The 24,536-nt window shown below is 68.1% G+C and carries 25 protein-coding genes; 13 read left to right on the top strand and 12 right to left on the bottom strand.

The annotated features are described in order from the left end of the window. Positions 1-5 precede the first annotated feature (5 nt). The 6 genes from VARPA_RS29675 to VARPA_RS29650 all read left to right on the top strand — a co-directional run bounded on the left by VARPA_RS29675 (position 6) and on the right by VARPA_RS29650 (position 5,405). A complete protein-coding gene (locus VARPA_RS29675; RefSeq protein ID WP_013544293.1) occupies positions 6-941 on the top strand; it encodes a 4-hydroxyproline epimerase in 936 nt (311 codons plus the stop codon). Positions 942-1,090: 149 nt separating this feature from the next. Beyond that, a complete protein-coding gene (locus tag VARPA_RS29670; protein ID WP_013544292.1) occupies positions 1,091-2,194 on the top strand; it encodes an NAD(P)/FAD-dependent oxidoreductase in 1,104 nt (367 codons plus the stop codon). Continuing rightward, positions 2,191-2,439 (top strand): (2Fe-2S)-binding protein, encoded by a 249-nt coding sequence (locus tag VARPA_RS29665; protein WP_013544291.1) that lies wholly within the window; start codon positions 2,191-2,193, stop codon positions 2,437-2,439. Before VARPA_RS29670 ends, VARPA_RS29665 begins: the two co-directional genes overlap by 4 nt. Next, the gene (locus VARPA_RS29660) at positions 2,436-3,719 is read left to right on the top strand and encodes an NAD(P)/FAD-dependent oxidoreductase (protein WP_013544290.1); all 1,284 of its coding nucleotides are present in this window, start codon (positions 2,436-2,438) and stop codon (positions 3,717-3,719) included. Before VARPA_RS29665 ends, VARPA_RS29660 begins: the two co-directional genes overlap by 4 nt. A gap of 20 nt (positions 3,720-3,739) precedes the next feature. Beyond that, a complete protein-coding gene (locus VARPA_RS29655; RefSeq protein WP_041943100.1) occupies positions 3,740-4,408 on the top strand; it encodes a GntR family transcriptional regulator in 669 nt (222 codons plus the stop codon). Positions 4,409-4,469: 61 nt separating this feature from the next. Next, positions 4,470-5,405, top strand: coding sequence for a fatty acid desaturase family protein (locus VARPA_RS29650; protein WP_013544288.1), 936 nt, complete (start codon positions 4,470-4,472; stop codon positions 5,403-5,405). A 4-nt stretch (positions 5,406-5,409) separates the two neighbouring features. On the opposite strand, the gene VARPA_RS29645 is transcribed toward VARPA_RS29650, so the two are convergent. The 3 genes from VARPA_RS29645 to VARPA_RS31500 all read right to left on the bottom strand — a co-directional run bounded on the left by VARPA_RS29645 (position 5,410) and on the right by VARPA_RS31500 (position 6,961). Next, on the bottom strand, positions 5,410-6,300 hold the full coding sequence (locus VARPA_RS29645; RefSeq protein WP_013544287.1) for an EamA family transporter: 891 nt from the start codon (positions 6,298-6,300) through the stop codon (positions 5,410-5,412). A gap of 84 nt (positions 6,301-6,384) precedes the next feature. After that, positions 6,385-6,705, bottom strand: coding sequence for a hypothetical protein (locus tag VARPA_RS29640; protein ID WP_013544286.1), 321 nt, complete (start codon positions 6,703-6,705; stop codon positions 6,385-6,387). A gap of 85 nt (positions 6,706-6,790) precedes the next feature. Then, positions 6,791-6,961, bottom strand: coding sequence for a hypothetical protein (locus VARPA_RS31500; protein WP_013544285.1), 171 nt, complete (start codon positions 6,959-6,961; stop codon positions 6,791-6,793). 59 nt (positions 6,962-7,020) lie between these two features. Here VARPA_RS31500 and VARPA_RS29635 point away from each other — a divergent pair, with 59 nt between their 5' ends. Continuing rightward, complete coding sequence (locus tag VARPA_RS29635; RefSeq protein ID WP_013544284.1) at positions 7,021-8,517, top strand: MATE family efflux transporter; 1,497 nt, start codon at positions 7,021-7,023, stop codon at positions 8,515-8,517. Here VARPA_RS29635 and dbpA read toward each other — a convergent pair. The 4 genes from dbpA to VARPA_RS29615 form a co-directional block, all read right to left on the bottom strand. Continuing rightward, complete coding sequence (gene dbpA, locus VARPA_RS29630; protein WP_013544283.1) at positions 8,483-9,934, bottom strand: ATP-dependent RNA helicase DbpA; 1,452 nt, start codon at positions 9,932-9,934, stop codon at positions 8,483-8,485. The two genes, VARPA_RS29635 and dbpA, sit on opposite strands and share 35 nt — an antisense overlap. A gap of 85 nt (positions 9,935-10,019) precedes the next feature. After that, positions 10,020-10,289 (bottom strand): translation initiation factor IF-1, encoded by a 270-nt coding sequence (gene infA / locus VARPA_RS29625; RefSeq protein WP_013544282.1) that lies wholly within the window; start codon positions 10,287-10,289, stop codon positions 10,020-10,022. Between the two features lie 60 nt (positions 10,290-10,349). Further along, positions 10,350-10,601, bottom strand: coding sequence for a hypothetical protein (locus VARPA_RS29620; protein ID WP_013544281.1), 252 nt, complete (start codon positions 10,599-10,601; stop codon positions 10,350-10,352). Between the two features lie 389 nt (positions 10,602-10,990). Continuing rightward, positions 10,991-12,250, bottom strand: coding sequence for an MFS transporter (locus tag VARPA_RS29615; RefSeq protein WP_013544280.1), 1,260 nt, complete (start codon positions 12,248-12,250; stop codon positions 10,991-10,993). An 82-nt stretch (positions 12,251-12,332) separates the two neighbouring features. Here VARPA_RS29615 and VARPA_RS29610 point away from each other — a divergent pair, with 82 nt between their 5' ends. Both VARPA_RS29610 and VARPA_RS29605 read left to right on the top strand, forming a co-directional pair. Further along, complete coding sequence (locus VARPA_RS29610) at positions 12,333-13,790, top strand: PLP-dependent aminotransferase family protein (RefSeq protein ID WP_013544279.1); 1,458 nt, start codon at positions 12,333-12,335, stop codon at positions 13,788-13,790. A 102-nt stretch (positions 13,791-13,892) separates the two neighbouring features. Next, entirely contained in the window at positions 13,893-14,978 is a 1,086-nt protein-coding gene (locus VARPA_RS29605; protein ID WP_013544278.1) for a catalase family protein, read from the top strand. 7 nt (positions 14,979-14,985) lie between these two features. On the opposite strand, the gene VARPA_RS29600 is transcribed toward VARPA_RS29605, so the two are convergent. Continuing rightward, a complete protein-coding gene (locus tag VARPA_RS29600) occupies positions 14,986-16,041 on the bottom strand; it encodes a sugar phosphate isomerase/epimerase family protein (RefSeq protein ID WP_013544277.1) in 1,056 nt (351 codons plus the stop codon). Between the two features lie 213 nt (positions 16,042-16,254). On the opposite strand from VARPA_RS29600, the gene VARPA_RS29595 reads away from it, so the two are divergent. Continuing rightward, entirely contained in the window at positions 16,255-17,136 is an 882-nt protein-coding gene (locus VARPA_RS29595) for a gamma-glutamyl-gamma-aminobutyrate hydrolase family protein (protein WP_013544276.1), read from the top strand. 10 nt (positions 17,137-17,146) lie between these two features. On the opposite strand, the gene VARPA_RS29590 is transcribed toward VARPA_RS29595, so the two are convergent. After that, the gene (locus tag VARPA_RS29590; protein ID WP_013544275.1) at positions 17,147-17,332 is read right to left on the bottom strand and encodes a hypothetical protein; all 186 of its coding nucleotides are present in this window, start codon (positions 17,330-17,332) and stop codon (positions 17,147-17,149) included. Between the two features lie 246 nt (positions 17,333-17,578). Continuing rightward, positions 17,579-20,548, bottom strand: coding sequence for a DNA topoisomerase III (locus tag VARPA_RS29585; protein WP_013544274.1), 2,970 nt, complete (start codon positions 20,546-20,548; stop codon positions 17,579-17,581). Between the two features lie 89 nt (positions 20,549-20,637). Between VARPA_RS29585 and VARPA_RS29580 the strand changes: the two genes are divergently transcribed. Genes VARPA_RS29580 through VARPA_RS29570 form a run of 3 tightly spaced genes read left to right on the top strand, consistent with a single transcriptional unit; the run spans position 20,638 to position 22,278 of the window. Continuing rightward, entirely contained in the window at positions 20,638-21,255 is a 618-nt protein-coding gene (locus VARPA_RS29580) for an SET domain-containing protein (protein ID WP_013544273.1), read from the top strand. Position 21,256: 1 nt separating this feature from the next. Then, entirely contained in the window at positions 21,257-22,069 is an 813-nt protein-coding gene (locus VARPA_RS29575) for a biotin--[acetyl-CoA-carboxylase] ligase (RefSeq protein ID WP_013544272.1), read from the top strand. An 11-nt stretch (positions 22,070-22,080) separates the two neighbouring features. Next, on the top strand, positions 22,081-22,278 hold the full coding sequence (locus VARPA_RS29570; protein WP_013544271.1) for a hypothetical protein: 198 nt from the start codon (positions 22,081-22,083) through the stop codon (positions 22,276-22,278). A gap of 15 nt (positions 22,279-22,293) precedes the next feature. Here the strand turns inward: VARPA_RS29570 and VARPA_RS29565 are convergent, their stop codons facing one another. Beyond that, complete coding sequence (locus VARPA_RS29565; protein ID WP_013544270.1) at positions 22,294-23,037, bottom strand: HEAT repeat domain-containing protein; 744 nt, start codon at positions 23,035-23,037, stop codon at positions 22,294-22,296. Continuing rightward, positions 23,034-24,476, bottom strand: coding sequence for a sensor histidine kinase (locus tag VARPA_RS29560; RefSeq protein ID WP_013544269.1), 1,443 nt, complete (start codon positions 24,474-24,476; stop codon positions 23,034-23,036). The genes VARPA_RS29565 and VARPA_RS29560 overlap by 4 nt, the downstream gene beginning before the upstream one ends. Between the last annotated feature and the right edge of the window lie 60 nt (positions 24,477-24,536).

Genomic DNA, 24,536 nt, shown 5'->3' with positions numbered 1-24,536 from the left:
CCAACATGCAACGCATCCAGATCGTCGACTCGCACACGGGCGGCGAGCCCACGCGCCTTGTGATCGGCGGTTTTCCCGACCTGGGTGGCGGCAGCATGGCCGAGCGCCGCGCGCTGCTGGCCGACCAGCACGACAAGTGGCGCGCCGCCACGGTGCTCGAGCCGCGCGGCAGCGACGTGGTGGTCGGCGCGCTCTTGTGCGAGCCGGTGTCGCCCGACGCCGCGGCGGGCGTGATCTTCTTCAACAACGCCGGCTACCTCGGCATGTGCGGCCACGGCACCATCGGGCTGGTCGCGAGCCTCGCGCACATGGGGCGCATCGGCGTGGGCGAGCACCGCATCGAGACGCCGGTCGGCACGGTCACGACCACGCTGCACGCCGACGGCTCGGTGAGCGTGCGCAACGTGCCGGCATACCGGCACCTGCACCAGGTGGCGGTCGAGTTGCCGGGCCACGGCACCGTGCGCGGCGACGTGGCGTATGGCGGCAACTGGTTCTTCCTGGTGAGCGAACATGGCCAGCTCGTGGCGAGCGACAACCTCGCCACGCTGACCGACTACACAGCCGCCTTGCGCAAGGCGCTCGCAGCGCAAGGCATCACCGGCGCCGAGGGCGCGGAGATCGATCACATCGAACTCTTTGCGAACGACGACGATGGCGCGGACAGCCGCAACTTCGTGCTCTGCCCCGGCAACGCCTACGACCGCTCGCCCTGCGGCACCGGCACCAGCGCCAAGATCGCTTGCCTCGCCGCCGACGGCAAGCTCGCGCCGGGCGAAACGTGGACGCAGGCCAGCGTGATCGGCAGCCGCTTCGAAGCGAGCTACACGATGGACGGCGACAAGGTCATCCCGACCCTGCGCGGCCGCGCGCACATCAGTGCCGAGGCCACGCTGCTGGTCGACGACGAAGACCCTTTCGGATGGGGCATCCGGCTCTGAGAAGGTGTGAACGAACCCGCCATGCCCGCTCATCCCGCCCAAGCACACCCGCTCGGCGTTGCAAATGCTCGCCATAGCCCGAGCTATGGCTGTGCTTTGCGCCTTGATCGGGCACGCCGGATTCATTCACACCTTCTGACGCCGCCGGCATGAACGCGGATGTGATCGTCATCGGCGCCGGCATCGTCGGCGCCGCCTGTGCGCACGCGCTGGCGCAGGCCGGCCGCAACGTGCTGGTGCTCGATGCGCGCATCGGCGGTGCCACCGGCGCCGGCATGGGTCACCTCCTAGTGATGGACGACAACCCGGCCGAACTCGCGTTGAGCCGCGATTCGACAGCGCGATGGCGCGCCCTCGCGCCGCGCATGCCTGAAGACTGCGCGTACAGCGCCTGCGGCACCCTCTGGATCGCCGCCAACGCAGAAGAAATGGCGGAGGCCGAGCGCAAGCAGCAAAGGCTGCGCGCGGACGGCATCGACAGCCGCCTGCTCGATGCCGCCGCACTGGCGCGCGCCGAACCCGCGCTGCGCAAAGGCCTCGCGGGCGCGCTCGAAGTGCCGGGCGACGGCATCCTCTACGCGCCGAATGCCGCGCGCTGGCTGCTCGCGCAAGGCGGCGACGCGATCCGTATCGAACACGCGAAGGTCGATGCCATCGAAGACGATGGCACGCTGCGCCTTGCCGACGGCACCCGCCGCACCGCACCGCAGATCGTGCTGGCCAACGGCATCGAGGCGACGACGCTCTGCCCCGAACTCCCCATCCGCCCGAAGAAGGGCCACCTGCTGATCACCGACCGCTATCCGGGCACGGTGCATCACCAGCTCGTCGAACTCGGCTACGTGACCAGCGCGCACCACAGCGATGGCGACTCGGTCGCGTTCAACGTGCAGCCGCGGCCGACGGGACAGTTGCTGGTTGGTTCCTCACGCCAGTTCGACACGACCGACCCGGCCGTGGAAGCGCCGATGCTCGCGCGCATGCTGCAACGCACGCTCGACTACCTGCCGGGGCTCGCCAACCTCAACGCGGTCCGTTCGTGGACCGGCATGCGCGCCGCGTCGCCCGATGGCCTGCCGCTGCTGGGCAAGCATCCGTGGCGCGAAAAGCTCTGGCTCGCCGTCGGCCACGAAGGCCTGGGCGTGACCACCGCGCCGGGCAGCGCGCACCTGCTCGCGGCGCTGATGACCGGCGCTGCCCCTGAATTCGATGCGGCGCCCTATGCGCCGCGCGGCTTGCTGGAGATGGCATGAGCGCCCACACCTTGTTGCACATCGACGGCAACCTCGTGCGCGTGAAGGCGGGCAGCTCGGTCGCCGCCGCATTGCGCATCGCGGGCGGCATGGGCGTGGCGCGAACCTCCGTCACGGGCCAGCCGCGCGCGCCGTTCTGCGGCATGGGCGTGTGCCAGGAATGCCGCGTGCTGATCGATGGCCGCCGCCGGCTCGCCTGCCAGACGGTCTGCGGCGAAGGCATGCGCGTGGAGACCTCGGAATGACCGCGCTCGAACACTGCGATGTGCTGATCGTCGGCGCAGGTCCTGCCGGCATGGCGGCGGCAGTCGCTGCCGCGCCGAGCGGCGCATCGATCGTCGTGATCGATGACAACCCCGCGCCCGGCGGACAGATCTGGCGCGACGGCCCCGGGGCCTCGTTGCCCGCGGCCGCGCGCAAGTGGCGCGATGCGCTCGAACGCCACGCCAACATCCGCGTCTGCAGCGGCACGCGCGTGATCGCCGCGCCTGCGCGGAACGAACTGCTGCTCGAAGACGCCGAGCGTGGCTGGCGCATGCAGTGGAAGCAACTGATCCTCTGCACCGGCGCGCGCGAACTGCTGCTTCCCTTTCCGGGCTGGACGCTGCCCGGCGTGACGGGCGCTGGCGGATTGCAGGCGCTCATCAAGGCGGGCCTGCCGGTCGAAGGCGAGCGCATCGTGATCGCGGGCAGCGGGCCGTTGCTGCTCGCCGCTGCCGCCACTGCGCGTGCTGTCGGCGCGGAGGTTGTGCGCATTGCGGAGCAGGCTTCATTCACGGCGGTAGCGGGCTTCGCCGCGAACCTCTGGCGCTGGCCGGGCAAGGCCGCGCAGTCGGTGACGCTGGCCGATCCGCAGTACCGCACTGCGTCGCGCATCGTGTTCGCCCAAGGCAACGCGCAGGTCGAATCGGTCCGGCTGCTTCAAGGCGGGCGCGAAGTGGAAATCGCCTGCGACCGCGTGGCCTGCGGCTTCGGCCTCACGCCCAACACGCAGCTCGGCCGCCTGCTCGGCTGCGACCTCACGACCGAAGGCGTTGGCGCGCAGGCACTGGCCGTCGACACGCGGCAACTCACCAGCCTGCCCAATGTCTACGCCGCCGGCGAATGCACCGGCTTCGGCGGCAGCGAACGCGCGCTCGCGCAGGGCACCATCGCCGGCTACGCAGCCGTCGGCAACGAACGCGCCGCAAAGCAGCACGAAGCCGAACGCGCCCGCTGGGACGTTTTCGCCGCGCAACTGCACCGCAGCTTCGCGCTGGCCCCCGAGATCAAACAGATGCCGCAGCCCGACACCCTCGTGTGCCGCTGCGAAGACGTGCCCTTCTCCGCGCTCGCGGACTGCTCGGGCTGGACCGACGCCAAGCTCCATCGCCGCTGTGGCATGGGCGCCTGCCAGGGCCGCGTGTGCGGCGATGCGGCGCAGTTTCTCTTCGGCTGGACGCCGCCCGCGCCGCGCCCGCCGCTGTCGCCGGTGCGCATCGCGACACTGGCTGGATTGGCCAGCGAAGGCGACGCCCGACAATGAGGCCGCATCCGAAGACAACCATGGCCCCCCCGAAGACCACTCCCCGCCCCCCGCCCAAGCGCCGCGCCGCCGACGTGGCCTACGACGCCATCGAGACGCTGCTGTCCACCATGCAGCTGCGGCCCGGCAGCCAGATCGTCGAGGCCGACCTTGCCGAGCGCACCGGCCTTGGCCGCACGCCGGTGCGCGAGGCGCTGATGCGCATGGTGTCGATCGGGCTCATCGTGCAGCAGCCGCGCCGCGGTTTGCTGGTGTCGGCCATCGACCTGGCCGACCACCTCGATGTGATCCAGACCCGGCGCGTGCTCGAACGTGTGATCGCGGGCTGCTCGGCGCGCCGCGCGACCGCGCTGCAGCGCAAGGACATCGTGCGCTGCGCCGAGGAAATGGTCGAGGCCGCGGGCCGCGGCGACCTGACCGACTACATGCGCGCCGACCACGCGCTCGACCTCGTCAACCATCAGGCGAGCCACAACGATTCAGCCGTGAAGGCGGTGATCCCGCCCATCGTGCAATGCCGCCGCTTCTGGTACGCCTACCAGCACGAAGGCGAGATCGTCGAAGGCGCGAACGCGCACCTAGAACTCGCACAGGGCATCGCGACCGGTGACGAGGCCGCGGCGGTTGCGGGCGCCGAGCGCCTCATGGATTACCTGGAGCTTTTCGCTCGCAAGATCATCGACAAATAGGTCGAAGGACTACGGGGGAACTACGCGTGATTTGCCGCGGCCCCCAGCGCATACTGGCCCGATGGCCGTCGCACCCCGCGCCCAACCCGAAGACTTCTTCACGCCCGAAGAGTGGCAGTCGCTCACCCGCCGTTCGTCATGGAAAGGCCTGTGGCTCGTGGCGCATTGCTGGGGCGTGATCGGCGTCGCGATGCTCGCGGGCATCGTGTGGCCGTGGACCATTCCGCTCATGGTGCCCATCGTCGGCGCGCGGCAGCTGGGACTCTTCATCCTCATGCACGACGCGGCGCATGCGGGCCTGCACCGCAGCCGCAAGGTCAACGACTGGGTCGGCCACTGGCTGTGCTCGTCGACGCTGCGCGACTACCGGCCCTATCACCTGCAGCACCACCGCTTCGTGCAGCAGACCGAAGACCCGGACCTCGTGCTGTCGGCGCCCTTCCCGATCACGCGCGAATCGATGTGGCGCAAGGTCGTGCGCGACCTGAGCGGGCAGACCTTCTACAAGCAGCGCTTCGGCCACATTGCGGAGGGCATCCGCAATCGTGCGCCCGGCGAATCGGCGCTGAAGGTGTTCGGCCGCGAGATCGCGAAGGACCGGCGCTTTCTCATCGGCAACGGTCTCGGTCTGCTGGCCTTCGCATTGGCTGGCTACTGGTGGGCCTGGGTGCTGATGTGGCTGCTGCCGATGGCGACCTGGCTGCCGCTCGTGAGCCGCGTGCGCAACATCGCCGAGCACGCGCTGGTGGCGCAGAACGAGGCCGACCCGCTGCGCCAGGCGCGCACCACGCATGCGAACCTGGTCGAGCGCATCTTCATCGCGCCCTACTGGGTCAACTACCACTGCGAACACCACATGTTCACCAACCTGCCCTGCTGGGCGCTGCCGAAGGCGCACCGCCTGCTGCTGCGGCGGGGCATCACCGATCGGATGGAAGTGCAGCCTGGCTACCTGCACCTGCTGAAGCGGGCGACAGCGGTGCAGGCTGTCGCTTGATCGGCTAGCGCGCCGCGGGTTTCGCGAGCACCGTCGGCCGCGCGCCGCGCTGTGCATGCTGGCTCATCCAGATGCTCGCGATCACGATGCCGATGCCCGCGATCTGCGGCACCGAGAGGCGCTGATCCAGCAGCGCCCAGCCCAGGATCACCGCCGTCACCGGGCTCAGGAAGGCCAGCGGCGCTACCGCCGAAGGCTCCAGCCGCGCCACGCCGCGGAACCACACGATGTAGGTGAGCGCGGCGCCCACGAGGCCAAGCCATGCGAAGCCGATCCAGTTTTGCGCGGTAAGCGCGGGCAGCGGCGGCTCCAGCAGCAGTGCGAACGGCAGCAGCAGGAGCCCGCCCGCGGTGAGCTGCCATGCGGTGAAGACCAGCGCTGAAACCGGCGGCTGCCAGCGGCGGGCGAGCACCGTGCCGAAGGCCATCGACACCGCGCCTGCCACCGCCGCGGCAATGCCGAGCGCATCGAGCGCTGCATTCGGCGTGAGCACCAGCAGCGCGACGCCGCCGATGCCGACCACCGCCGCCGCGATCGACAGCGCGCGTATCGGCGAGCCGAGGAGCACGCTTGCAAGGAACACAACGAAGAGCGGTTGCACCGAAGTGATCGTCGCCGCAACGCCGCCCGGCAGCCGGTAGGCCGCGACGAACAGCATCGCCCAGAGGATCGAGAAGTTCAGCGCGCCGAGCACGAAGATGCGGCCCCACCACGCGCGCTCGGGCAGTTGACGGACGATCAGCAGCAGCAGCAATCCCGCGGGCAACGCGCGCAGCAGCGCGACCGTCAGCGGGTAGTTCGGTGGCAGGAGTTCCGTGGTGACGATGTAGGTGCTGCCCCAGATGGCGGGCGCGGCGGCAGTAAGGAGAACGTCGGTGGTTCGGCTGGTGGTCATGACCCGGACTTCCTGGTGAGTCGACCTGGTGTCCAGGCCCGAGGCGCCTTGCCGGCGCATCGGCCGCCAGATGGCGTCCGCGGCTCAGTCACCTGCGGCCGCCGGCTCGGGGCCTTGCCAGCCCAGGAGCTCGGCCAGCCGCTGCACGATCCACTCGGCCTCGGCGGGCGACACGCCGGATTCCGGCGTCGCGAGCCCCGCGTGGATGCGCCGCAGGATCTCGGCCTCGACCGGCACCTCGGTGTGATGCTGGATCTGCGCATGGCCTACGAGGTGGTTGGCCAAGTCTTCGCAGATCTCGTAGCGCTCGCGCACCACACCGATCGGCTCGCTCAAACGCTGGCGCGCATCGCTGTAGACCGCGAAGAACGAGGGCGGGATGAAGATCTGGTTGTCGTCGGACATCGCGGCGTTGTTTATAGCTGGCCCAACGACAAAACGCGCCCGAGGGCGCGTTCGTCGTGGCTCCCGGGGAGCCAGAGGTGCTGGATCAGCCGCCCTTCTTGGCGCGCTTGCCGGGGTTCTTCTTGCTGCGCGTTGCGGTGCCACGTTCCAGGCTGACCTTCTGGCCGCCACCGGTCTTGGGCAGCGTGTAGCCGGGCAGCGGCGTCGGCTTCGGGGTGGCAACGCGTTCGGCTTCGGTACGGAATGTCTTGGGCATGAAAAGCTCGGGTAAAAGTAATGTTCGAACCCGCAATTAGGCCACATCGAGGATTTCATATGCCAATAACCGAAACGACGGGTGCCGTCGAGCGTCCGCGCTTCGTTTCGGGGTCGCTCTTGCGCCATGTTTGCGTGATGGCCGGCACCGGTGCCATCGGGCTGATCGCGGTGTTCGCGGTCGACCTGATCAACCTCTTCTACATCTCGCTGCTCGGGGAGAAAGAGACGGCGGCGGCGGTCGGTTTCGCAGGCGTGGTGGGGTTCTTTCATGCGTCGCTGTGCATCGGCCTCACCATCGGCATCGCGGCCGTGGTGTCGCGCACCGTGGGCGCCGGCCGCGCGGTGGATGCGCGTCGCATCGCCACCTCGAGCCTCGTGTTGATGACGGCCGCGTCGGTGGTGGTGGGCAGCGGCACGGCCTTCTTCCTGCACCCTGCCCTGCACGTGCTCGGCGCCGGGGGCGAGACGGCGCGGCTCGCGCAGCGCTACCTCGCGGTGACGGTGCACACGCTGCCGCTGTTGGGCCTGGGCATGGCGTGCTCGGCGCTCTTGCGCTCCATCGGCGATGCGCGCCGCTCGATGACGGTCACGCTCGCGGCGGCCTTCGTGACGGCGGTGCTCGATCCGATCTTGATCTTCGGTTTCGGCCTGGGGCTCGACGGCGCTGCCATCAGCGCGGTCGTCTCACGCATGGTGCTCGCGGGCATCGGGTTGCACGGCGTGATGGTGAAGCACCGGATGCTAGGGCGCTTCGAAGCGCCGCGGCTGGCCGGCGACGCGCGTGCCCTCGCGAGCGTCGCAGGGCCGGCAGTGCTGACGAACCTTGCTACGCCCGTGGGTGCCGCCTTCGTCACGCATGCGATCGCGCAGTTCGGCCCATCGGCGGTGGCGGGCGCGGCGACCATCGACCGCTTGAGCCCCGTGGCGTTCGGGCTCGTCTACGCGCTGAGCGGCGCGGTCGGGCCGATCCTCGCGCAGAACCTCGGCGCCGGCCAGTACCGCCGCGTGCAGGAAGGATTGCGCGACAGCTTGCTCTTCATGGTGGCCTCGGTCGCCGTCGCCTGGCTCGTGCTGGCGTTGGGACAGGGCGTGCTGATCCGCGCGTTCTCGGCCGAAGGACAGGCCGCCGAGCTGATCGCGCTGTTCTGCACCTGGCTCGCGGCCAGCTTCTTCTTTTCAGGCGGGCTGTTCGTGGCGAACGCGTCGTTCAACAACCTCGGGCATCCGCTGCTGTCGACTTTTTTCAACTGGGGGCGCGCCACGCTGGGCACGATACCGTTCGCCTGGTGGGGCTCGCACCACGGTGCGGCCGGTGTGCTGATCGGGCAGGCCGTGGGCTCGTCGATCTTCGGATTGCTGGCGGTGGTGGTGGCGTTCCGGCTGGCCGCGAAACTGGCGCGGCAGGAACCGTCGATGAAGGCACCTGCACTTGCACTTGCACCGGTGCTCGATGCACCGGTGGCGCCGACCTCGGCGCATGGCGATGCTGCGGCGCTCGCCACGCCGCAGCCGGCGGCGGTTACTGGTCCTGCAGCGTCAGCAGGCGCACCTTGACCGACTTGCCCTTGACCCGGCCGCTGCCGAGCTTGTGCGCCGCTTCCGCGGCGATGGCGCGGTCCACCGCCACATACGTCGAGAACTCGTTGACGTTGATCTTGCCGACCTGGTCCTTCGTGTAGCCGCAGTCGCCGGTGAGCGCACCCAGCACGTCGCCGGCGCGGATCTTTTCCTTGCGCCCGCCGACGATCTGCAGCGTGGCCATCGGTGGTTGCAGCGGCGCGCCCTTGCCGGGCGTGAGCTCGGCCAGTTCGTGCCATTCGGACTCGCGGCCCTGCAGTTGCTCGATCTTTCCGACGCTGCCCATCTCGTTCATGCTGGCCAGGTTCAGCGCGAGCCCTTCGGCATCGCCCGACTGGCCCACGCGACCGGTGCGGCCGACGCGGTGGATGTGGATTTCCGAATCAGGCGTCACGTCGACGTTGATCACCGCTTCGAGGTGCGAGATGTCCAGGCCGCGCGCCGCCACGTCGGTGGCCACGAGCACGGAGCAACTGCGGTTGGCGAACTGCACCAGCACCTGGTCGCGCTCGCGCTGTTCGAGCTCGCCGAAGAGCGCCAGCGCGCTGAAGCCCTGCGCCTGCAGCACTTCGACGAGGTCGCGGCACTGCTGCTTGGTGTTGCAGAAGGCCAGTGTGCTGACGGGGCGGAAATGGTCGAGCAGCAGGCTCACGGTGTGCAGCCGCTCGCTGTCCTTCACCTGGTACCAGCGCTGGCGGATCTTGCTGCCTTCATGCTGTGCCTGCACCGTGATCTGCTGCGGGCTCTTCATGAACTGCTGCGCGAGCTTGGCGATGCCTTCAGGGTACGTGGCCGAGAACAGCAGCGTCTGGCGTTCCTTCGGGCACTGGCGCGCGACCTTCACGATGTCTTCGAAGAAGCCCATGTCCAGCATGCGGTCGGCTTCGTCGAGCACCAGCGTGTTGAGCGCCGAGAGGTCGAGGTTGCCGCGCTCCAGGTGGTCCATGATCCGGCCCGGCGTGCCCACGACGATGTGCGCGCCGTGCTCCAGGCTGGCGATCTGTCCGCGCAGCGCGACGCCGCCGCAGAGCGTGACCACCTTGATGTTTTCTTCCGCGCGCGCCAGGCGCCGGATTTCGGTCGTGACCTGGTCGGCCAGCTCGCGCGTCGGGCACAGCACCATCGCCTGGATGGCGAAGCGGCGTGCGTTGAGATTGGCGAGCAGCGCGAGGGCAAAGGCGGCGGTCTTGCCGCTGCCGGTCTTGGCCTGGGCGATCAGGTCCTTGCCCAACAGCGCCGGCGGCAGGGCGGCGGCCTGGATGGCCGTCATCTGCGTGTAGCCGAGCTGGGTGAGGTTGGCCAGCATCTGGGGCGAGAGCGCCAGGGTGGCAAAGCCGTTTTCGGTCGAAACCTGGGCTTGGGAGCCGTCGGCTGTGGGATTGGTCGTAGTCATCGTTTCAGCAGCCGGGACCCGGGAAAAACAAAGGCCTTGCCGGCACCCTTCGCGGGGTGCCGCAAGGCCTCTTGTCCGTCGCGGATCAGCGGCGGGGAGAGTTGTTGCCGCCGGAGGTCGGCGGCGGGCCGCGACGTTCCAGGTGGCGGAAGGTGATGCGACCCTTGGTCAGGTCGTAGGGCGAGAGCTCGAGCGACACCTTGTCACCCGCCAGGATGCGGATGTGGTGCTTGCGCATCTTGCCGCCGCTGTAGGCGATCAGCTGATGGCCGTTGTCCAGCGTGACGCGGTAGCGCGAGTCGGGCAGGACTTCGGTCACTGCGCCGTTCATTTCGATCAGTTCTTCCTTGGGCATGCTTGGTTACCTCTGAATCTCGTTCGATGTGTGTTGGATATGAAGATGGGCGTGATTGTTTCAGCCTGCGCACGGCAAGGCGAGCGGCGCGTTGCGCTCGCGCACCCAGCCCAGGCCTTGGTCGATGGCATAGCCGACGGCGGCGGCGTGGCTTGCAAAACGCGGCGTGAAACGCATCACGCGGTCGTGCATGCCGCTGCCGTGGCCGGAGCGGATCGAGACGGAGGCGGCGTAGTTGCCGTCGTCCTGGTGTCGAATGAGCGGAGAAACAAGGTACTTGCCCACCGCGATACTGTGTTGAATGATGTCCATGAAGCCTTGGCACAGCGCGCGAATGTTGAACGCGAAGTGCCTGAAAAATAATTGAAAACGGGCGTGGGCCGGCCGGAATGGCGCGGCGGACGCGCTATTCGCTTCAACAAGAACGAAGGCAGTGGTGGCAATCATGGGCGCCCGGTCTGGCGCTCCAACACACTGGGGAGCCGGCTGAAAGTGTGGGGGCCTGAAGAATCCAAGGGACAGTGCAGGTCAGCCGGCAATATGACGAAGTGCTTCGTCGTGGTATCGAAACGAACCCGCCATTATAGCTTGACGGGCATGACAGTTGCTCACCTTCAAAGCAAGCGGGGCCTCAATGGCCCCGAGAAGGACGGTCGCTCTTGCGAAGTTTGCTATTGAAAATATAGCGAAACTCGTCGCAATCAGGCGGCCAGCGGCGATGTCGGTGAGGAAAGCGCAGTCCGCGACTTGTGGGTGGCGCGCAACATCAAGCCCAACCCCGCGAGTTGGCAGACTGCGCCCGCCCAGCCCACGGCACCCACGCCGACCCACTCGATCACCACGCCGCCCAGCCCCGATCCGACCGCGATGCCAAGGTAGACCGCCGAGGCATTGAGCGACAGCGTCATCGGCGCGCGCTCCGGTGCGAGACGGATCAGCCGCACCGCCTGCGCCGGGCCGAAGCCCCAGCCCGCAAAGCCCCAGAGCGCCGACAGTCCCACGATCAGCGGCAGCGCCAGTTCGCGCGGCAGCATCTGCGCGGAGAACGACAGGCCGCCCAGGATCACCACCAGCATCAGCGCGAAGCCCTGCGCCATGCGATCAGCGCCGAAGCGATCGGTCGCCCAGCCTCCCGCCGCCGTGCCGATGGCTGCCGCAATGCCGATCGCGAAGAACACGCCGCTCACGCCCTCGACGCCGAAATCCAGCGTGCCGGACAAGAACGGCGCGATGTACGTATAGAAGCTGAAGCCGCCTGTCGCCCACAGCATGGTGGTCAGCAGCGCCGGCAGCACGCCGGGTTCGCGTGCCACCGAGAACGACGGCGTGCGCGCGGCTACGGCCGGTGCCGACGCCAGTCCGCGCGGCAAACCGGCGGCCAGGCCCCAGGTGGCCAGTGCCGCCACCGCGGCGATCAGCAGGTAGGCCGTGCGCCAGCCGCCCCAACCGGCGATCCACGCGCCCAGCGGCACGCCGAGCGCGACCGCCACCGTGCCGCCGCCCGACACGATGGCGAGCGCCCGGCCGCGCAGCGCGGGCGACACCATCGATGCCGCCACCGCGCTCGCGGTCGGCAGGAACACGCCGGCCACCAACCCCAGCGCGACCCGCGCCAGCGCCAGTTGCGCGAAGCCGTGCGCCATCGACGCCGCCAGCGTGAGGCCCGAAAACGCCGCAAGGCTGGCAATCAGCAACGGGCGCCGGCCGAAGCGCGCGAACAGCGCGGCCATCAGCGGCGAGCCGATCGCGTAGCTCAGCGCGAACAGCAGCACCAGCTGCCCGGCGCGCGTGGCGCTCACCTGCAGGTCGGCCGCCAGCACCGGCAGCAGGCCCGCGACCATGAAGCTTTCGGTGCCGATGGCGAAGGCGCCGAGCGCGAGCCACGCCAAGCCCAAAGGGAGGCGTTCAGGCAGGCGTTCGGCGGGTTGCGCTTGTGGGTTTGCGACGGGTTCGGTGTTCATGGCGAGACTCCGGTGAGCGTTCTGAGGACTTCAGAATAGGCTTGCGATTGGCTCTTCAAAAGAACCACAATCCACGAACTTCATGGAGCCACTTTTCGAACTCGCCATCCGCCTGCCGGGCACCGGCTCGCGCGACCTGCTGCGCGAGGTGCACCGGCAGCTGCGCGACGCCATCCTCGATGGCCGGCTGCAGCCCGGCGCGCGCTTGCCCGCCACACGAGCCCTCGCGGAGCGGCTGGGCGTGTCGCGCAACACCATGCTCGCGGCGTACGACCTGCTGCTGAGCGAGGGCTACCTGCTCGCGCGCCCCGGCGCAGGCACCTATGTGGCCGACACGCTGCCGCAGTCGCGCCGCGGTCGCATTTCCAGGAGCGCATCCGTGCGACGCGATCCGCGCCTGGTGCCGCTGAACGTGCCGGGCGCCGATCTCGCGCCCACGCTGCAGCCGCAACGCGCGCGCGACGACTTCCGCGTCGGCTTGCCCGACACCAGCGCTTTCCCGTTCGATATCTGGCGCCGCCTCTCCGACCGCGCGCTGCGCCGCATCGCGCGTGAGCCCGCCGACTACGCCGAGCCGCAGGGCCAGGCGGCGCTGCGCGAGGCCATCGCCAAGCACGTGTCGTTCACCCGCGCGGTCGGCTGCACGGCCGACGACATCGTGGTCACCGCCGGTGCACAGCAGGCGTTCGGATTGCTCGCGCGCATCCTCGTCGTGCCGGGGCGCACCGTGGTCGCGGTGGAGCAGCTTTTCTATCCGTCGCTGCGCGAGGCCATGACGGCAGCGGGCGCGAAGGTGGTCACCGTGCCGACCGACATCGAAGGCCTGTGCGTCGATCGGCTGCCACCCGAGGCGCGCGTGATCTGCGTGACGCCCTCGCACCAGTTCCCGACCGGCGTCGCGATGTCGCCGCAGCGCCGCGCGGCGCTGCTGGCCTTTGCCCGGGCGCGCAACGCGGTCGTCATCGAGGACGACTACGACAGCGAATTCCGCTTCGCCGGCCGCCCGCTCGACGCGCTGCAGACGCTCGACCGCGCCGAGTCGGTCTGCTACGTCGGCACTTTCTCCAAGAGCCTGTTCCCCGCGCTGCGCCTGGGCTTCGTGGTCGCGCCGCCGTGGGCACGCGCGGCGCTGGTGCGGGCGCGCGAGCTGGCCGACTGGCATGGGCCGGTGCTCGGCCAAGAGGCGCTGGCCGCCTTCATTGCCGAAGGGCACCTCGCGCGCCACATCCGCAAGATGCGCAAGGTCTACGGCGCGCGGCGCACCGCGCTGCTCGAGGCGTTGGCGAAGCACACAGCGGGACGGCTCGAGGTGATCCCGTCCGATGCGGGCCTGCACCTGTCGGCCTGGCTGCGCACCGACACCCGCGACCACGCCGTGGTCGAACGCGCCGCCGCGGCAGGCATCACGCTGCCGCCGCTCTCGCGCTTTGCCCTCGACCCGCAGGCGCCCGATGTACCCAACGGCCTCGCCTTCGGCTACGGCCTCATCGACGAATCGCAGATCGACGGCGCGATCCGCCGCCTCGCCCCGCTGCTCTGAGCGGCCCCCTTCGCGCGCACGCATTGGCGCTGCGCTCCTACACGGCGCCTTGCGGGTGCGCTGGATCGTGGGCGCAAGTCCCACGCAAAAGAAAGACCGCCGATGAACACCGCCACGCTTTCCACTACCGCGCCCGTGCGCTTCGAACCGTCCGTGGAGACGGTGGCCGACGACGAACTCCAGACCCAATCCGAACTCGTCGCCACGCTGCTCGGCATGTCCCGCACCATGGCCGATCACACCGGCCATGCGGCGCGCAGCGTGCACGCCAAGAGCCACGGTCTGCTGCACGGAGAACTGCGCGTGCAGGGCGGCCTGCCCGAGCCGCTCGCGCAGGGGCTCTTCGCCGCGCCGGGCCGCCATGCGGTCGTGATGCGCCTCTCCACGCCGCCCGCCGAAATGCTGGACGACCGCGTCTCGCTGCCGCGCGGCATGGCGCTCAAGGTGATGGATGTCGAAGGCGAGCGCGTGGAAGGCTCGGAGGCCTACACCACGCAGGATTTCCTGTTCGTCGATGGACCCGTGTTTCCCGCGCCCGACGCCAAGGGTTTCCTCAAGAGCCTGAAGCTGCTCGCCGGCACCACCGACAAGGCACCCAACGCCAAGCGCGTGCTCTCGAGCGTGCTGCAGGGCGTGGAGAAGGCCGTCGAGGCGGTCGGCGGCCAGAGCGGAACGCTGATCGCGATGGGCGGCCACCCGGAGGTGCATCCGCTGGGCGCCACCTTCTTCACGCAGGTGCCGCTGCGCTACGGCAACTACATCGCGAAGCTGCAGCTGGTGCCGGTCTCGTCCAATCTCGTCGCGCTCGAGGGCCAACCCATCGACCTCGACGGCAAGCCGGACGGCACGCGCGAGGCGGTCATGGACGTCGTGCGGCAGGAGCCCGCCGAATGGGAGCTGCGCGTGCAGCTGTGCGTCGATTTGGAGCGCATGCCAGTCGAAGACGCCTCGGTCGAATGGCCGCAGGACCTGAGCCCCTTCTTGCCCGTGGCCCGCATCACCACCACCCCGCAGGCCGGCTGGAGCGACGCGCTGTCACGCGAGATAGACGACGGCATGTCCTTCAACCCCTGGCACGCATTGGCCGCGCACCGCCCACTCGGCAACGTGATGCGTGCACGCAAGCCGGCCTACGCCGCTTCGTCGAACTACCGCAGCGAACGCAACGGGTGTCCGCTGCACCGCTGATCGAAATTCAACCCAGTCCGAGCATCTTCCGGTTCGACGCCACGTCCACGCCGCCCGCCGCGAAGTCGTCGAAGGCCCGGTCGGCCACGCGGATGATGTGATCGGCAATGAATGTCGCGCCCTCGCGCGCCCCGTCTTCCGGGTGCTTGATGCAGCACTCCCATTCGAGCACCGCCCAGCCCGGGAAGTCGTACTGCGCCATCTTCGAGAAGATCGCCTTGAAGTTCACTTGCCCGTCGCCCAGCGAGCGGAAGCGCCCGGCCCGGTTGATCCAGCTCTGGAAGCCGCCGTACACGCCCTGCTTGCCGGTCGGATTGAACTCGGCGTCCTTCACGTGAAAGATCTTGATGCGCTCGTGGTAGTGGTCGATGTACGCGAGGTAATCGAGCTGCTGCAGCATGAAGTGGCTCGGGTCGTACAGCAGGCAGGCGCGCGGATGGTTGCCGACGCGCTCCAAGAACATCTCGTAGCTCACGCCGTCGTGCAGGTCTTCGCCGGGGTGGATTTCGTAGCCCACGTCCACACCCGCGGCGTCGAAGGCATCGAGGATCGGTCGCCAGCGGCGCGCGAGTTCGTCGAAGGCTTCCTCGATGAGCCCCGGCGGGCGCGGCGGCCACGAATAGAGGTACGGCCATGCCAGCGCGCCCGAGAAGGTCGCGTGCGCCGTGAGCCCGAGGTTGGCCGACGCCTTCGCCGCAAAGTGCAGCTGCTGCACGGCCCACTGCTGGCGCCTGACCGGATCGCCGCGCACCTCGGGCGCCGCGAAGCCGTCGAAGCCCGCGTGGTAGGCCGGGTGCACCGCGACCAGCTGGCCCTGCAGGTGCGTGGAGAGCTCGGTGATCTCGAGCCCGTGTTTCGCAAGCGTGCCCTTCACTTCATCGCAGTAGGTCTTGCTCTCGGCGGCCTTCTGGAGGTCGAACAGGCGCGCGTCCCAGCTTGGAATCTGCACGCCCTTGTAGCCCAGGCCCGCGGCCCATCCGGCGATGCCGTCGAGCGTGTTGAAGGGGGCGGTGTCTCCCGCGAACTGGGCCAGGAATATGGCGGGGCCCTTGATGGTTTTCATGGCTTGTCGTCCTTATGTGTCGTGGCGGCGTTGAATAACCCCCAGGGCTGGGCTATGCCCAGCCCGCCCCCCAAGGGGGATCAAGCAAAGTGGCAAAGCCACATTTGCTTGAGCATAGTTTGGCGTGTCGTCCGACCCCGTGTGAGAGGCCAACGAGCCACAATGGACTTTCCTTTTCGCACCTCCCGATCAGTTCGCGCTGACAGTCCCGCGATGACGCAACCCGTTTCCGCCCGGCTCAAGATCGGCCTGTCCGCCTGCTTCTCGCACGCCGACCCGGCCCGCTCGCTCTTCACCAACAAGACGCTGCAATACGTCGAGCAATCGATCGCGCACTGGCTCATGTCGGCCGGCGCGATGGTGGTGATGGTGCCCTGCCCCACCGGCGAAACCGCCCGCGGCGACACCAAGCTCTCGCACTACGCCGAGTGGCTCGATGGCGTGGTGATGCACGGCGGCGCCGACGTCTGGCCCGGCAGCTACGGCGAGGTGCCGCTCAAGGACGCGTGGATCGGCGACCAGATCCGCGACCTCTACGACCTGGCATTGGTCGAAGCCTTCGAGCAGGCCGGCAAGCCCATCTTCGGCGTGTGCCGCGGGCTGCAGCTCATCAACGTGGCCTTCGGCGGCACGCTCTACCAGGACATCGAGGCGCAGCACGAAGGGGGCCTGCGTCACCGCGATCCGGTGACCTACGACCAGAACTTCCACCAGATCGAGATCGTGCAGGGCACGCGTCTTTCGAAGCTCTATCCGCAGGTGGAAATGGCGCGCGTCAACAGCATCCACCACCAGGGCATCAAGGGGCTCGCGCCGGGTTTCGAGATCGAGGCCTGGAGCCTGCCCGACCGGGTGCCCGAGGCGATCCGCCGCCGGCCGGACAAGGGCCGCAGCTACATCGCCGCGACCCAGTGGCACCCCGAATTCCACAAGTACGGCAGCACCGAGACGGTCGACGACACGCCGATCCTGCATGACTTCCTCTGGGCCTGCGCGACCGCCAAGGTCGCGCCGAAGACGCCGCCGCGTTCGGGCTCCGGCAAGATCCGCGACCGCGCGGCGCGGGTGCTGCGGCAGGCGTTGCTGCGGCGCTGAAGAAGAAGGATCAGCGGCGGTCGGAGCGGTTCGAACTGCCGCTGACGCTGGCGTCGATGGTGCCGAACACCGTGACGCCGCTGCTGGACGAGGTACTCGAGGCGCCGCTGGCCGGCCCCGCAGAACCGGTGCCGGCGCAGCCCGCCACCAAGGCGCCCATCGCGAGGGCGAACACAGCTGCAATGAATGACTTCACGGAAAACTCCAGGAATGGGTGGGACTGCGGACCACTATAGGCGCGCGTCCCGACCGGCCTTGTAACAACCCACCCGCCACCGGGCGCTTGTCCGCCCCGTTATTCGGGCTTGGCGCCCGATGCTTGACGGCCGCGCCCCAGAGGCCGATCTCGGTGGCCTGCCCTGGCGGGAAAGGCACGACCAGCTTGATGGGCCTGTCAGGCCACGCGGCAGCTTGGGCGAAGGCCGCGCCGCCGCATGTGTCGTCAGGCCGCGTCGGGCGCCGAGAGGTGCTTGCCCACGATGCCCGCGAGTTCGAACATCGTCACCTGGTCCTTGCCGAACACGGGCTTCAACTTGGCATCGGCATTGATCGCGCGCTTGTTGGTCGCGTCCTGCAGGCCGTTGGCCTTGATGTAGTCCCACAGTTTCTTGATGACCTCGGTGCGCGCCACCGGTTCGGTGCCGATCACCGCGGCCAGCGAGTCGCTGGGCTTGAGGCCCGCGCCCGGCTTGCGCGGCGCGGCGGCCTTCTTCGCCGCTGGCGCTTTCTTGGCAGCGGGCGTCTTCTTCGCCGCCACCTTCTTCGCAGCCGCGGTCTTGGCCGCCGGCTTGCCGAAGGTCTTGCGCGGCGGGAATTTGCTGCCGCCTTCGCGCGGCGCGAATTCGAAGGTGACCTTGCCTTCTTCGGCGTTCCACGTGAGGAAGGCCTTGAAGGCGCGGCGGGTGCGCATGCTCACGAACTTGTCGAGCAGGTCGGTCTTGCCGGTGGCGAGCAGCTTTTCCATCTGCGCGCGCTCCACCGGCTGCTGCAGGATGATCTTGCCGGTCTTGAAGGTGCAGCTGGGCGTCGGCTGCGCGTTGGTCGGCACCGACTTCTCGCAGACGTAGTTGCTGCCGTGCTCGAACACCGGCGCGCCGCACACCGGGCACGGGCCCACGGTGTCCTGCTCGCTGAAGTCGACGATCTCGCCGGTGTCGCCGTTCTTGTCGTCGCCGAAGTCGAACTCCAGCTTCCAGTTCTTCGATTCTTCCTCGTCGTACTTGAGGATGATCTCGGCGGTGAAGGGCCAGCCGGCCTTGGAGCGGAAGCCCTCCAGCGGGCCGATGTGCTTGTCGCGCAGGAGCGCCTCGGCCTCCGCCACCTCGAAGGTGCGCCCGGCCGGCGATTTGCCGAACGAGAAGCCGCAGGCGTCCTCGCCCGTGCCGCTCTTGCCCACGCAGCCGTAGCGGCGGTAGTTTTCGCGCACGATGCCGCCGCAGTTGGGGCACGGCGTCGCGAGCGTGGCGTAGTCGCCCGGCACGGTGTCGCGGTCGTACTCCTTGGCCTTCTTGACGATGTGCTCCGTCATCTGGGCGATCTCGCGCATGAAGGCGTCGCGGCTCAAGGCGCCCTTCTCCATCTGCGCGAGCTTGTATTCCCACTCGCCGGTGAGCTCGGCCTTGGAGAGTTCTTCCACGCCCAGGCCGCGCAGCAGCGTCATGAGCTGGAAGGCCTTCGCGGTCGGGATGAGTTCGCGGCCTTCGCGCAGCATGTACTTCTCGGCGATCAGCCCTTCGATGGTGGCCGCGCGGGTGGCTGGCGTGCCCAGGCCCTTCTCCTGCATGGCCTCGCGCAGCTCGTCGTCGTCGATGGTCTTGCCGGCGCCTTCCATGGCGCCCAGCAGCGTGGCTTCCGAATAGCGTGCGGGCGGGCGCGTCTTCAGGCCCTTGAGGTCGGCCGACTCGTTCTGCACGATCTCGCCCGGCTTCACCGGCACGAGGCGCTTGCCGTCCTTGTCGTCTTCCTTCTCGTCGTCCTGCGCTTCCTTGCCGTAGATGGCGAGCCAGCCCGGCTTCACCAGCACCTTGCCGTCGGTGCGGAACGGGTACTTCTTGCCGCCCTGCTCCACCGTGCTGATGCGCGTGGTCACCTGGTGCTCGGCGCTCGGGAAGAACACCGAGAGAAAGCGGCGCACCACGAAGTCGTACAGCTTCTGCTCGGCTTCGCTCAGGCCGCTCGGGGCCTGCAGCGTCGGGATGATGGCGAAGTGATCCGACACCTTGGCGTTGTCGAAGATGCGCTTGTTGGGCTTGACGTAGTTGCCGTCGACCGCCTGCTTGGCGAACGGCGCCAGGTGTTTCATGCCGCTGTTGGCGAGCATCTCCATGGTGTCCTTGACCACCGGCAGATAGTCTTCCGGCAGCGCGCGCGAATCGGTACGCGGATAGGTCAGCGCCTTGTGGCGTTCGTACAGGCTCTGGGCCAGTGCGAGCGTGGTCTTGGCGCTGAAGCCGAAACGGCCGTTGGCCTCGCGCTGCAGCGAGGTCAGGTCGAACAGCGCGGGCGAGGCCTGCGTGGTGGGCTTGCTCTCTTCGGTGACCGTGGCGGGTTTGCCGCGCGAAGCGTCGGCGATGGCGCGGGCTTCCTGCTCGCTCCAGACTCGGTCGGCACGCTGCTCGGCATCGGGTTCACCGTTGGCCAGCAGCGGGGCGTTCGCTTTCTTCCAATCAGGGTTGAACCACTTGCCCGGGTACTGGCCGGCTTCGGCCGCGAAGCTGCCGTGGATTTCCCAGTAGTCGCGCGAGACGAACTTGCGAATCTGTTCTTCGCGCTCCACGACGACCGACAGCGTCGGCGTCTGCACGCGGCCCACGGTCGTGAGGAAGAAGCCGCCGTCGCGCGAATTGAATGCGGTCATGGCGCGCGTGCCGTTGATGCCCACCAGCCAGTCGGCCTCGGAGCGCGAGCGCGCCGCGTCGGCCAGGCCCTGCATCTGCTTTTCGGTGCGCAGCGCATCGAAGCCGTCGCGAATCGCCTGCGGTGTCATCGACTGCAGCCACAGCCGCTTGACCGGCTTGCCCAGCGGGCTCTTGCCGCCGGCGTACTGCTCGATGAGGCGGAAGATCAGTTCGCCCTCGCGGCCCGCGTCGCAGGCGTTGATGAGCTGCGTCACGTCCTTGCGCTTGGCCTGCTTGACCACCGCGTTCAGGCGCGTCTTTGTCTTGTCGACGGGCTTCAGGTCGAAGTGCGGCGGGATCACGGGCAGGTTGGCAAAGCTCCACTTGCCCCGCTTGACGTCGAACTCCTCGGGCGCCTGGATCTCGACCAGGTGACCGACAGCGCTGGTCACGACATAGCTGTCGTTCTCGAAATGCTCGTCATGTTTGTCGAATTTGCCGGCCACCGGCGTGAGGGCACGGACGATGTCCTGTGCCACCGACGGCTTTTCTGCGATTACCAACGTCTTTGTCATCTAAGGGCTCTCTATACTCTGCGGCTTCCCGCGTGTGTGCACGCGCACACGCGCATGTGTGTGCATATTCAAACTAACAGACTTCGGCGATGCCTTCCAAATCCCCACAACTCGCCGGCCGCCGCATTCAGATGCGGCGCTCGGATGTCCATGGCAACGGCGTGTTCGCGGTGGACGACCTGGCCGAAGGCGAAACGCTGATCGAATACAAGGGCGAGGTCATCAACTGGAAAGAGGCGCTGCGCCGCCATCCGCACGACCCGGCCCAGCCGAATCACACCTTCTACTTCCACATCGACGACGGTCGCGTGATCGACGGCAACGTCAAGGGCAACGACGCCCGCTGGATCAACCACTCGTGCGAGCCGAACTGCGAGGCCGACGAAGTCGATGGGCGCGTTTATATCAAGGCGCTGCGCAACATCGCTGCAGGAGAAGAGCTCAACTACGACTACGGTCTGATCATCGACGAGCCGTACACGCCGAAGCTCCTGTCCGAATTTCCTTGCTGGTGCGGGTCCGAGCAGTGCCGCGGCACGCTGCTGACACCCAAGGATGAGGACGAAGAAAAGAAAAAGAAGAAGAAAGCCAAGAAGAAGGCCGAAAAGAAAAAGGCCGAGAAGAAAAAAGAGGCCAGGAAGGCCGAGAAGAAAGCCGACAAAAAGGCTGAGAAGCAAACCGAAAAGAAGAAGTCCAAGAAGGACTGACATGAGCAGCAGCACGGGCGCCTGGCAGGAAGACAGGATCGTCGCGTCGGTCGCGCCGCTGTTGCCAGGCTTCGCGATCGAGGCCGTGGCCGAGATCGATTCCACCAGCACCGAACTCATGCGCCGTGCGCGCGCCGGTCGCGTCGAGCCGGTGCTGCTGGTGGCGGAGCGCCAGACCGCAGGCCGTGGGCGCCTGGGTCGCGCGTGGCAAAGCGCACCGCAGAGCCAGGCGCAGAGCTCGCTCCTGTTCTCGCTGGGCCTGCCGCTTGCGCCGGCCGACTGGTCGGGCCTCTCGCTCGCCGCCGGTGTCAGCGTGGCCGAAAGCCTCGATCCGACGGGCGCACACAAGGTCGGCCTCAAGTGGCCCAACGACATCTGGGTGAACGACAGCAAGCTGGTCGGCATCCTCATCGAAACCGCATTGCCGCATGCTGCCGGCCCCGGTGCGCAGCGCTACGTGGTGATCGGCATCGGCATCAACATCGGCGCGCGCGAAGCCGACGGCATGCGCACGCCGCCCGCATGGCTGCACCAATGGCGCCCCGACGCGACGGCGCCCGAGGTGCTGCGCGAAGTGGCCGAGCCGCTGGTGCGCAACGTGCTCGCCTTCGAGGCGCAGGGCTTCGCGCAGTTCGCCGAACGTTTTGCCGCACGCGATGTGCTGCGCGGCCGCGAGGTGGTGCTCAGCGACGGCACCGAAGGCGTCTGCGAAGGCGTGGCCTGGAGCGGCGAGCTGCAGGTGCGCACGGCCGCGGGCCTGCAGATCATCACGAGCGACGAAGTGAGCGTGCGCCCTCGCGGCATGGCGTTCTGAAAATCATCCCAATGAAACTGCGCCTGGCGTTGATCGTCCTGCTGCTGGCCAATGCCGGCTACTTTTTGTGGGCACGCGGCGATCTGGTGGGCTTCGGCCTCGCGCCGGCGAGCCTCAACGAGCGCGAGCCGCAGCGGGTGTCTCGGCAGATCAAGCCCGAGTGGGTGCAGGTGCGCAAGGAAGCGAAGGCGGGCGCGCCCGCGCCGTAGTTGGAGATACGGGGATCAGGCGGCGGCGCGCGCGAACATGCGGCGCGCCTTGGTCAGCGCGGCCTGCAGCTTGTCTTTGGATGGCGGCTCGTGCGAACTTGAACTCAGGCCGAACTTCTTGCCCGCAATTTCCTGCACCGCGACCAGGATGCCGCGAAGCGCCACCGGATCGGTCTCGGCCTCGAGGGCGGTGCGCAGACATTCGAGCGCCTTGGGCGCCGCGCTGCGACGGTTGAGCACGATCTGCATCAGCGCACTGGCGGCCCATTGGCGGTTCGCAACGATGGGGTCGCTGGCGAGCAGGGGTGCCACCTTCGCTATGTCGGCCGTGCCGCCGAGCCAGCCGATCACCCACAGCCCCCTGCAGCGCAGGTCTTCCTCGGGCGATGCAAGTGCAGCGCGCGCCAGTGCCGCTGTTTCCTTCAGTCGCCGGCCCTTGCGGTACTTGAAGGTGCCGAGCATCTGAAGCACTGTCGCCTGCATCGCCGGGTCGTGCTCCTCTGCAAAACACGCGAGCAGATGGTCTTCGGCTGCGTCGCCGCGTTCGCCGAACTTGCGGCAAAGCCAGTCGTACAACTCGCTGTCCATGCCGGTGTCGTGCAACAGCGCGTAGTGGAAAGCCAGCGCTTCGGCCGATTGAAGCGCCAGCAGGTCGGCGCCGAAGTCGAACATGTCCGACACGTCGGTGTCGATGCGAATCGTGTCGAAACGGCGGCGCAGCGCCTCGATGGCTTTGCTCTCCTTGGCGGACGCGCTCACTGCAGATGCTCCCCTTCGAAACGCACCGTGAAGCGCGCACCCGGCGGATGCTTGCCGGGATGCGCATCTTCCAGCTTCACCTGTGCGCTGTGCTGGTTCGCGATCTCCCGCACGATCGGCAGGCCCAGCCCCGAGCCGTCGGCCTCGTTGCCGAGCACGCGGTAGAAGGGCTCGAACACCAGCTCGCGGTCGGACTCGGCGATGCCGGGTCCGTTGTCTTCCACCTGAAGCAGCAGCACATGGCCGAAGGGATCGGCCAGCACGCGCGCGGTGATCACGCCGGGGTGCTCGGGCGTGGAGGGCGTGTAGTTGAGCGCGTTGTCCACGAGGTTGCGCACCAGCTCTTTCAAGAGCGTCGGGTTGCCGTCGAACATCACGCCGGGCGCGCCGGCCTCCGCGCCGTCGTAGCCGATGTCGATGCGCTTCTCGATGGCACGCGGCACGGCCTCGCGAACCACTTCGATGGTGAGCCGTGCGAGGTCGCAGGGCTGGCGGTGCGTGTTGGCGCTGTTGCCCTCGGCGCGCGCGAGCGACAGCAGCTGGTTCACCGTATGCGTGGCGCGCACGCTGGCGCGGCCGATCTGCTTGAGCGATTGCTTCAGTTCATCGGCATTGGCGCCTTCGCGCTGTGCGAGGTCGGCCTGCATGCGCAGGCCCGCGAGCGGCGTCTTGAGCTGGTGCGCCGCATCGGCAAGAAAGCGCTTTTGCGTGTCGATGGAGTCGTTGAGCTTGTTCAAGAGCTCGTTGACCGACGACACCAGCGGCACCACTTCGAGCGGCACCGAAGATTCGTCGAGCGGACTCAGGTCGCCGGGCCGACGTTCGCGGATGCGCGCCTCGACCACCGAGAGCGGCTTGATGCCGCGCACCAGCGCAAGCCAGATCAGGAGCACCGCGAGCGGCAGGATCGCGAACTGCGGCAGCAGCACGCCCTTGATGATCTCGAGGGCGAGCACCGACTGCTTCTCGCGCGTCTCGGCCAGTTGCAGCAGCGTGGGCGGCACGTCGTCGACGCCGCTGGGAATCCACAGCGAGGCCACGCGCACCTCGTTGCCGTGCAGGGCGCTGTTGTGCAGGAAGACTTGGCCGGGCGGCAGCGGTTCGTCGAGGCCCGGCATCGGAAGGTCGCGTTCGCCGCCGAGCAGCGTGTCGTGGCCGTCGAGCAGTTGGTAGTACACGTGGCCGGTGTCGTCGGCCCGCAGGATCTCGCGTGCCGATTGCGAGAGCACGAACTGCGTGTGCCCTTCCTTCACCGTCACCAGTTCGGCCAGGGCCTTCACGTTGTGCTCGAGCGCGCGGTCAAAGGGCGCGTTGGCGATGCCCTGCGCCACCAGCCAGGTGACGCCGATGCTCACCGGCACCAGCAGCAGCAGCGGCGTGAGCATCCAGTCGAGGATTTCGCCAAAGAGGGAGCGCTGGGCGCGCTGGAAAAGCTTCAAGGGACAGGTTCCTGGCGGGGCGAAAAATTGCTGGCGGGTGTGACTTAGTGCGGCTGTCGC

Source organism: Variovorax paradoxus EPS (genome assembly GCF_000184745.1).
GTDB classification, from domain to species: domain Bacteria; phylum Pseudomonadota; class Gammaproteobacteria; order Burkholderiales; family Burkholderiaceae_C; genus Variovorax; species Variovorax paradoxus_C.
The sequence above is the reverse complement of the archived record's forward strand: the minus strand, read 5'-3'. Positions and strand labels throughout refer to the sequence as shown.

Excerpts from the sequence above, each read along its gene's own strand:
- VARPA_RS29675 (WP_013544293.1), top strand. The coding sequence starts at position 6 with ATGCAACGCATCCAGATCGTCGACTCGCACACGGGCGGCGAGCCCACG.
- VARPA_RS29670 (WP_013544292.1), top strand. The coding sequence starts at position 1,091 with ATGAACGCGGATGTGATCGTCATCGGCGCCGGCATCGTCGGCGCCGCC.
- VARPA_RS29665 (WP_013544291.1), top strand. The coding sequence starts at position 2,191 with ATGAGCGCCCACACCTTGTTGCACATCGACGGCAACCTCGTGCGCGTG.
- VARPA_RS29660 (WP_013544290.1), top strand. The coding sequence starts at position 2,436 with ATGACCGCGCTCGAACACTGCGATGTGCTGATCGTCGGCGCAGGTCCT.
- VARPA_RS29655 (WP_041943100.1), top strand. The coding sequence starts at position 3,740 with ATGGCCCCCCCGAAGACCACTCCCCGCCCCCCGCCCAAGCGCCGCGCC.
- VARPA_RS29650 (WP_013544288.1), top strand. The coding sequence starts at position 4,470 with ATGGCCGTCGCACCCCGCGCCCAACCCGAAGACTTCTTCACGCCCGAA.
- VARPA_RS29645 (WP_013544287.1), bottom strand. The coding sequence starts at position 6,300 with ATGACCACCAGCCGAACCACCGACGTTCTCCTTACTGCCGCCGCGCCC.
- VARPA_RS29640 (WP_013544286.1), bottom strand. The coding sequence starts at position 6,705 with ATGTCCGACGACAACCAGATCTTCATCCCGCCCTCGTTCTTCGCGGTC.
- VARPA_RS31500 (WP_013544285.1), bottom strand. The coding sequence starts at position 6,961 with ATGCCCAAGACATTCCGTACCGAAGCCGAACGCGTTGCCACCCCGAAG.
- VARPA_RS29635 (WP_013544284.1), top strand. The coding sequence starts at position 7,021 with ATGCCAATAACCGAAACGACGGGTGCCGTCGAGCGTCCGCGCTTCGTT.
- dbpA (WP_013544283.1), bottom strand. The coding sequence starts at position 9,934 with ATGACTACGACCAATCCCACAGCCGACGGCTCCCAAGCCCAGGTTTCG.
- infA (WP_013544282.1), bottom strand. The coding sequence starts at position 10,289 with ATGCCCAAGGAAGAACTGATCGAAATGAACGGCGCAGTGACCGAAGTC.
- VARPA_RS29620 (WP_013544281.1), bottom strand. The coding sequence starts at position 10,601 with ATGGACATCATTCAACACAGTATCGCGGTGGGCAAGTACCTTGTTTCT.
- VARPA_RS29615 (WP_013544280.1), bottom strand. The coding sequence starts at position 12,250 with ATGAACACCGAACCCGTCGCAAACCCACAAGCGCAACCCGCCGAACGC.
- VARPA_RS29610 (WP_013544279.1), top strand. The coding sequence starts at position 12,333 with ATGGAGCCACTTTTCGAACTCGCCATCCGCCTGCCGGGCACCGGCTCG.
- VARPA_RS29605 (WP_013544278.1), top strand. The coding sequence starts at position 13,893 with ATGAACACCGCCACGCTTTCCACTACCGCGCCCGTGCGCTTCGAACCG.
- VARPA_RS29600 (WP_013544277.1), bottom strand. The coding sequence starts at position 16,041 with ATGAAAACCATCAAGGGCCCCGCCATATTCCTGGCCCAGTTCGCGGGA.
- VARPA_RS29595 (WP_013544276.1), top strand. The coding sequence starts at position 16,255 with ATGACGCAACCCGTTTCCGCCCGGCTCAAGATCGGCCTGTCCGCCTGC.
- VARPA_RS29585 (WP_013544274.1), bottom strand. The coding sequence starts at position 20,548 with ATGACAAAGACGTTGGTAATCGCAGAAAAGCCGTCGGTGGCACAGGAC.
- VARPA_RS29580 (WP_013544273.1), top strand. The coding sequence starts at position 20,638 with ATGCCTTCCAAATCCCCACAACTCGCCGGCCGCCGCATTCAGATGCGG.
- VARPA_RS29575 (WP_013544272.1), top strand. The coding sequence starts at position 21,257 with ATGAGCAGCAGCACGGGCGCCTGGCAGGAAGACAGGATCGTCGCGTCG.
- VARPA_RS29570 (WP_013544271.1), top strand. The coding sequence starts at position 22,081 with ATGAAACTGCGCCTGGCGTTGATCGTCCTGCTGCTGGCCAATGCCGGC.